Raw genomic sequence first — 1531 nt, 5'->3', positions numbered from 1 at the left:
TAAGTGCAGTTGCTCCAAACTTATCAGACCTGGGATCTTTATGAAAATAACTAGTTAGAGGCTGAAGACGCGGTACTGAAGTTATTACTGCTTCATCGTAATAAGCAATTGTTTTCTCCTCCAAAGTCGAATTTGCAGAGCAGCCTCTTATTATCGCTGTAGGAAAAGCACCTTCCCACCCTCGCCAGCCAAAGTTAATAAATCCTTCTTGGTCAGCTTCAGAATTCATTAAAGAAGCTTGAATAAGCTGAGTAACCGGTATTGGTTTATAATGAATGAATGAAAAAATCGACTCTACCAGATCTTGTCCGACATTTCCCGCATATTTGATATACTGATTATAGAACCTTTGATATGAAATGCCTGGTATATTGCGAACCCCTTTGGCAATTACCGTAAGCGTTTCATAAATGGGGGCAGGAAGTTCATTAAAACGTGTAACCACGGGTGGATTATCGATATATGTATTCTTAGCTACATCAATTTCAATTATTTTGCCGGCGATTTCCATATCATCCTGACTTAAATTAAATGGATCATAGCCTGACCCGCCATCTCCGGTTGTTAAAACAAGCTTTCCTGTTTCAGGTGAAAAGTTTAAGCTATTGACACCATTATGATTTAAAAATGGTCTTCTTAAATGAAGTAGTGTCCGTCGTTTTTGAGGCTGACCATTCGATTGTAAAATCCATTCTTCAACTGTATCAATATGATCATATTGAATTTCCCTATTTATCCACTTTAGGTTAAAGGTATTGGGGTCACACGGGTTAGGTTTAAACGATTCGAAAGCACCTGGAAGAGCACCTGGTCCTTGTGTTCCAGCTACTGAATAATGAAGATAAAACAGGCCGTTATAATAAAATTCGGGATGAAACGCTAGTCCTAATAATCCCCGTTCATCATATCCACCACTAGAGACGCCTAGTTTTAGGATTCGCGGGCGAATATCCAAAAAAGTCCCGATAATTCCGTTTCCTATGTAAAAGATCTCTCCTACCTGAGTTGCAATAAATAATTTTTCGATTGTGTCGCCCGGAAGTATGGCTGTCTTCAAGACAGTGGGTAAATTTATCTTACTAACAATGGGTTGTAAACCAACTTTAACTTTTATCAACTAACTTAACCTCCTTCTTATGGTTTTCTTTTATAAGAATATGATTGGAACTGTTCTATTAGTACCAAGCTAAGGCCGGGGAATGTGATGATTAATATTGAATAATAATTCTCTTTGATGCATAATTATTCTGATGTCGCGCCAATCTATTTGCGAACACTTGCAATGTTTTTATGTAGCAATTGAATATAATGAAGTCGTGGGGGTAGCAAGTTTACATCTATTCATTAAGGAAACAAAAAAACTTGGGTTGAAAAGAGGCTCTAACCTATCTCGCAAAAGATTTGGAAAGGTTGCATTAATTGCTCCAAAGTTAATTCATGTGATGAAATTGCTATGTAAATAAACATTTGAAGGTGAGCGGGAGATGAACTTGTCATTTGATGCATCGTTTTCGCAAACTCGTGACTTCAG

1 protein-coding gene is annotated in these 1531 nt (G+C 37.6%); it reads right to left on the bottom strand.

Annotated features, from left to right (window positions below; all coding sequences use genetic code 11):
* The coding region (locus L691_RS0126040) for a PQQ-dependent sugar dehydrogenase (protein WP_025693130.1) at positions 1 to 1117 on the bottom strand (1117 nt) is incomplete at its 3' end.
* Positions 1118 to 1531: the final 414 nt, after the last annotated feature.

The sequence above is a fragment of the Paenibacillus zanthoxyli JH29 genome (assembly GCF_000520715.1).
Taxonomy (GTDB): Bacteria; Bacillota; Bacilli; order Paenibacillales; family Paenibacillaceae; genus Paenibacillus_AQ; species Paenibacillus_AQ zanthoxyli.
Note: the sequence above shows the minus strand (reverse complement) of the source record. Positions and strands in the feature narration are given on the sequence as shown.